This window comes from Sulfurovum sp. (assembly GCF_015493435.1).
Classification (GTDB): Bacteria; Campylobacterota; Campylobacteria; order Campylobacterales; family Sulfurovaceae; genus Sulfurovum.
On sequence record NZ_WGDD01000053.1, the window covers coordinates 1 to 6,308 of the forward strand.

Here is a 6,308-nt window from a genome sequence, read left to right on the forward strand (position 1 = left end):
CCCCTCTTGCAAGACGGATGGCCGACATGACCGCTTCGGTCCCTGAACTGACGAAACGTACCTTGTCAATACTGTCGAACATCGACACGATCTCCTCCGCCAGCGCCGTTTCGACCGTGGTCGGCGCGCCGAAGCTCAAGCCTTTTCTGACCGCTTCCATGACCGAAGCTTCAATGTCCGCATCGCAGTGTCCAAATATCAGTGGCCCCCAGCTCTGTACATAGTCGATATATCTGTTCCCATCGATATCGTAAAGGTAAGCCCCCTCGCCTCTTTCGATGAACGGCGGTGTACCCTCCACGCCGCTGAATGCCCGTACCGGAGAATCCACGCCTCCGGGGATGACCCTGTAAGCCTCTTCAAATGCCGCAATACTTTTATCATATGCCATAGTATTAATCCTCATTATGTATAATTGCGTGGATTATACACTATAGGCACTTAGGTCTACACCAAACACAACAAGGCTGAAACAAGAATGAAGATCAGGGGGAGAACCATACGCACACTTGAGGGACTGCTGCTTTCCCTTTTGCTTCACCTGCTTATTTTTCTATGGTTTTTTCTCGCGTTTGAAGACTTGAAATTCCCGACCCCTCCTTCACCAAAATCCAAAAAGATTTCTCTGAACCTTAAACAGGTCATCACGGCACCGCCTGCACGACCGGCACCCAAACCGGTAATGCCTTCCCGACCAAAAATGCAGCCGGTCCGGCCAAAACTGTCCCAGCCAAAACCACAGCCTGTCATACAGCCAAAACCCAAGCCGGCAGAAAAAGTACCGGTCAAAAAAACACCGATAAAAACCCCTGCTCCTGTTGCCAAAAAGAAACTGCTCGATGAAAAAACCCGTCTGGTCGTAGAAAAAAAAGAGCGTGAAGAGAACAATGTAACAAAGATCGTCAAAAAAAAGGAAAAGCCCAGGAAGATTGTCAAACAGAAAGCAGAGAAACCCAGGAAAAAAGTGGCCAGACAAAGCAAACCGCACAGACCGAGAAAACCTTCCCGCCACAGAAACGGATTGGCATCGGCCCTTATGGGTTCTGGGCGTTCCGTTTCACTGGCACCAAGCAGACCGGCTTCTGCCAGTTACAGTTCCCAAATGATCCAACAGCTTTACGGTTCGGAGTTTGACAGGTTCACCCCTACACAGAAAAAATTCATTAAAAAAAATCTTAGTCTTATTCACCGTATTACACAGCGTACACTCATACAGAACGGATATCCGGATGTTGCTGTCAGAACCAGACAGGAAGGAACGAACGTAGTGACTTTCTACTTGCATCCCAATGGCAGCATCAGCGGACTGAGGCTTCAAAGCCGCATTGGGTACACGGCACTTGACAACAATACACTGCAGGTTATCCGCATTGCGTATAAGGATTATCCAAGACCCAAAACAACAACAAAGATCACTTTTTATGTCCAGTACAGCATTTATTAGCAAGATACTTTTTTAATATTTTGTTATAATGGGGAAAAAAAGAAGGATATAAGATTATGTTCGGATCATTGTTTGACTCAAAGAACCACAAGCTCGTCCGTAAATGGGAAGAAGAACATAAAGAGATAGTGGCCCTGGCCTTAAAAGTCATAGACGCCTATGATGCAAACGATGAAAAAACAGCAAAACAGGCACTTAAAGACTTAAAGAGCCTCGCCGTAGATCATGTTATGGACGAAGACTTAAAACTCTTTAATCTCATGAAAGAAGAATCAGGAAAGATCGATCAAAAAACACAGGTAATGGTAGAAGATTTCATTGCTGGTTTCAAACATACGAAAGTGGCACTCATAAATTTTCTGGCCAAATATGCAAGCCCGGATGTTCCTCTTAATGCAGAATTCTACATAACATTTAAAGAACTTGCAGACATTCTTTCCCAACGTATCTCTTTTGAGGAAGCAAACCTTTACTCAAAGCTCAATGGTGATCAGTCGTAAATCAATAAAAAAACGTGTATCAGGCATGGTGCCGCCAGTATGGCCCATCCGAAAGAAAAAAAGATGAACTTTGCTATGGCAAAAAGGAACAGTATCGGATGCCGTTGATCCAATTCATGATGCTTCTATGCCTGCTTGGTAGCACGCATGCGAATACAGAGATAAACACTGCTCTTCGTAAAGGTATCCGCTATCCCCTCCATTTCACTCCGGAGGAACAAGCATATCTTTCACAGAAAAAAAAGATCACTGTCTGCGACTATGCAGAATGGATGCCATATATAGGACATGAGGGAAATCATACTTTCGGTATTGTCCATGACTATTATAAAGCCTTTGAAAGAAGGATCGGCGTGCCGATACGATTTATCCATTTGTCCGATTTGCCGGCCTGTGTCACCATGGTTACACAGGGACAGGCAGACGCTGTAGTAAGTATGGGAAGCCCCAATACCTTCTCCGGCATAGCACTCTCAAATGAATTTGGAGAAGACTTTGTGGCCCTGACCACTCGGTTAAAAACACCTTTTGTCAACAACATGAAAATGCTTGAGGGGAAAAAAGTCGGGATCATCGGGCATTATAAAAATATGATAGCCTATTTGCACCAGACATATCCCACACTGCAGCTTCAAACAACAAAATCCACAAAAGACGGCCTTGACAAGGTTGCCAACAGGACATTGTATGCTTTTATAGACATTTACCGGATCGCTGCCTATAATATCAGAAGAGAGCATATCGGGGAGCTTAAGATCAATACGAAGGTCGAACCGCTTGTGATGAGAGCCCATGTGGGACTTCGCAAAAACGATATTTTACTCAAGCATATTTTCAATAAAGCGATCGCAGATCTCTCAACTGAGGAAAAGACCAGAATGATCAACCACTGGATGAGCGCAAAAGAGGTCGTCAAAGCAGACTATCGTTTACTTGCAGAAATCATCGCAGTGGCACTTTTGTTTCTGCTTGGCCTGCTTTACTATCACCTCAAGGTACGCTACCGTCAAAAAACGTTGCTTGAGAAGCAGGCGAAACTTGCCGGGATGGGCAGCATGATCAACAATATCGCACATCAGTGGCGACAGCCGCTCTCCCGGATCAACTCCAATGTTACCGTAATGAAAAGCCTGCTGGATTCGGATGACGCACAAAAAGAGTTACTCGAACAAAAACTGGACAGCATCGAGGAGAACACACAGTATATGTCCGACACTATTGAAGATTTTATGCACTTTTTCCATCCCGACAAACAAAGAACACATTTTTCGCTGCAAGCCTGTATAGAAAAAGCGCTGCATCTCACCGGAATATACAGTAAAAATATCGAAGTCACCCTCAACCCAAATAAAGAGATATATGTTAATACTTACAGAAAAGAGTTGACACAGATCATACTGATCATCCTGAACAATGCCATAGACAACTTCAAAATAAAGTCAATAGCTGACCCAAAGATAGAGATACATATGAGAAGGCTTCATGGGAAAATAATACTTTCCATTCAGGATAACGGCGGAGGAATCGAAGCAAAAGAACTTGAGCGTATCTTTGAACCCTACTATACGACAAAGTTCAAACATGAAGGTACGGGACTTGGACTTTACATGGCAAAACTGCTGACAGAGAACAGTATGGGTGGCCAGCTGCGTGTAAAGAACTACAACAACGGCGCCTATTTTGAAATCGTACTTTTTGAGGAGAAGAAAGATGCTTAAACCAACCATACTCTATGCCGAAGACGACCAGGTCACCAGAGAGAATTATGCTTTGGCTCTGAAACGGTATTTTCACAGGGTATTCACGGCCAAAGATGGAGAAATGGCATTGGCCCTCTACCAGAAAGAGAAGCCGGATGTACTGCTTTTGGATATAAATATGCCTTGCATTGATGGACTTGAAATAGCCAAAACCATACGGGAAAAGGACACAAAGACCCCCATAGTGATACTGACTGCCCACTCCGACAAAGAGAAACTTCTCAAAGCGATCCCGCTGGGCCTGACCCAATACCTTGTCAAGCCTGTGAAAGATGATCTTTTCAGAAAAACCATATATGAATTGATCGCACAGGTAAAAGCAAAAGAGATGGTCAGGTTAAGTGACGGTTTCATATGGGATCAAACATACAATGAACTTACTTACCGGCAAATCCCTATCAATCTTTCAGAAAAAGAAATGCTTCTTATCAGCCTCCTGGCTGCTTCCCCCGGACATTACCTGTCACATGAAATACTTATTTCGGAAATATGGTACGGTGAAGAGATCGACACATCCCATACCAACAAACTGGCACAGCTGGTATACAGGCTCAATACAAAGCTCACTACGCAGACCAAACAAAAAATACCTCTCATAGAAAACAGTTATGCTCTCGGATACAGACTTCTTTCCTAACGATCATTCTTCTGCAATTTATGCAAAGTCCTGAATTTCTATTTCGGAATTTGGAAATACTTTCCATATAATCTCCATATTTTTACCTGATATACTATGGTTACTAATTTTACGGAGGTATCAAATGAAAAAGATCATCATCACAGCAATCCTGGGAACAACACTATTTGCAAATATGGCAACATCGGCGGCGAAACATGCAGTGAAGTCCGAGAGCAAAAACCTTAAGCATAAAGCGAAGAAAACTCCAGACCTGAACATTGACAAAAAAGTCAAAAAAGAAAAGCGAAAACTTGAAGTAAAAGCGATCAAAGCAGTACTTTAGTAAGCAGCCAAAAAGGGGAGAAAATGAAAAAACAGTTATGGAAAATAGCAACGGCGCTTTTATCGGTTACCGCGATTGGGGCGGCGCAAGCTCCCCTCCCGCCACAAACACTCTACTACGGCGGAGACATCATCACCATGGAGGGCGACAAGCCCAACTATGTCGAAGCGGTCATGGTACGTGACGGGAAGATTATATATGCCGGTAAAAAGGCTGACGCGGTCAACAACTATGCCGGAAAGACTGCAGAGGTTGACCTTAAGGGTAAAACAATGATGCCGGGGTTCATCGAACCGCATCTGCATCCTTCCATCGCGGCGATCATGCTGCCTAACGACACCATCGCACCCCATGCATGGAAGAAGCCGAACGGCGTAACGGAAGCGGCAAAAACACCGGAAGAGTTCCAAAAGCTTCTCAAAGCATCCATTGATAAAGCAGAAGAAGGAAAAATACACTTCATCTGGGGGTATCATCCACTCTGGCACGGCCCGTTGAGCCGCCAGATGCTCAACAAACTCGCGCCCAACAAACCTGTCGGCGTGATCCATCGTTCTTTCCATGAAATCTACCTGAACGATGCCGCCATCAAGCTCTTCAAGATCAAAAAAGAGGACTTCAAGGGCAACCCGCAGGTCGACTGGGAAAAGGGGCACTTCTACGAAGGCGGTTGGCTGGCGCTGGTACCGAAGATCGGTGTGCACCTGCTCAATCCAGAGAGCTATAAAAAGGGACTCTCCATGATGACGGAGCTGATGCTGCAAAACGGCATTACGACCATCTGTGAACCGGGATTCCCCAGTGCCGATTTCAATATGGAATATGGCATGCTTAAAAATGAAATGGACAAGAATCCGCCGTACGATACCTACCTGATTCCCAACGGAACCCAGCTTTACGCTATGGCGGGAAACAGTAACGAAAAGGCAGAAAAGATGATGCAGACGCTGCCCGGAAAGTACAATACGCAGAACATCACCTTTTTGCCAAAACAGGTCAAACTCTTTGCAGACGGTGCCATCTATTCGCTGGCGATGCAGATGAAACAGCCCTATACCGACCCGCGCTTCAAGGGACAGTGGATGACACCGCTCGATCTTTTCAAACAGCAGTTGAGCTTCTACTGGGACAAGGGTTACAAGATCCACGTGCATGCCAACGGTGACAAAGGGATTCAGCAGGTGATAGACTTCAACCGTGAAGACCAGAAGAGACATCCGCGCAAAGACCACCGCTTCACGCTGCACCATATGGGCTACTTCGATGCGGATATCGCACAACAGGTCAAAGACCTTGGCATGGAAGCTTCGGTCAATCCTTATTACCTATGGGCGCTTTCGGACAAGTATGCCAAAGTGGGGCTTGGCAAAGAGCGTGCGGAGAACCTGGTACGCATTAAAGAGCTGACCAAGCGCGGTGTGCCCGTCTCTTTCCACTCCGACTTTGCCATGGCGCCGGCAGAGCCGCTGACACTGGCATGGACCGCCATCAACCGTATGACAGGGGAAGGAAGCAAATTCTCCCAGGACCAGCGTATAGATGTCTTTACCGGAATGAAGGCCATTACCATCAACGCAGCGCGTACGCTTAACCAGGAAAAGAAGCTTGGCTCCATCAAAAAGGGGAAAGTGGCGAACTTCAC

Annotated in this window: 7 protein-coding genes; 6 read left to right on the plus strand and 1 reads right to left on the minus strand. The window is 45.6% G+C overall.

The window, feature by feature from the left end:
• Positions 1–391 (minus strand): aminotransferase class III-fold pyridoxal phosphate-dependent enzyme (locus tag F8L24_RS09220; RefSeq protein ID WP_294954912.1); only part of this gene is annotated, 391 nt, incomplete at its 3' end.
• Positions 392–478: 87 nt separating this feature from the next.
• Between F8L24_RS09220 and F8L24_RS09225 the strand changes: the two genes are divergently transcribed.
• The 6 genes from F8L24_RS09225 to F8L24_RS09250 form a co-directional block, all read left to right on the plus strand.
• Positions 479–1,444 (plus strand): energy transducer TonB, encoded by a 966-nt coding sequence (locus tag F8L24_RS09225; protein WP_294954915.1) that lies wholly within the window; start codon positions 479–481, stop codon positions 1,442–1,444.
• A 56-nt stretch (positions 1,445–1,500) separates the two neighbouring features.
• On the plus strand, positions 1,501–1,944 hold the full coding sequence (locus tag F8L24_RS09230; RefSeq protein ID WP_294954918.1) for a hemerythrin domain-containing protein: 444 nt from the start codon (positions 1,501–1,503) through the stop codon (positions 1,942–1,944).
• Between the two features lie 98 nt (positions 1,945–2,042).
• Positions 2,043–3,662, plus strand: a complete 1,620-nt coding sequence (locus tag F8L24_RS09235; RefSeq protein WP_294954920.1) for an ATP-binding protein — start codon at positions 2,043–2,045, stop codon at positions 3,660–3,662.
• Positions 3,655–4,341, plus strand: coding sequence for a response regulator transcription factor (locus F8L24_RS09240; RefSeq protein WP_294954921.1), 687 nt, complete (start codon positions 3,655–3,657; stop codon positions 4,339–4,341). Before F8L24_RS09235 ends, F8L24_RS09240 begins: the two co-directional genes overlap by 8 nt.
• Positions 4,342–4,465: 124 nt before the next feature.
• A complete protein-coding gene (locus F8L24_RS09245; RefSeq protein ID WP_294954924.1) occupies positions 4,466–4,666 on the plus strand; it encodes a hypothetical protein in 201 nt (66 codons plus the stop codon).
• 23 nt (positions 4,667–4,689) lie between these two features.
• The coding region (locus F8L24_RS09250; protein ID WP_294954926.1) for an amidohydrolase at positions 4,690–6,308 on the plus strand (1,619 nt) is incomplete at its 3' end.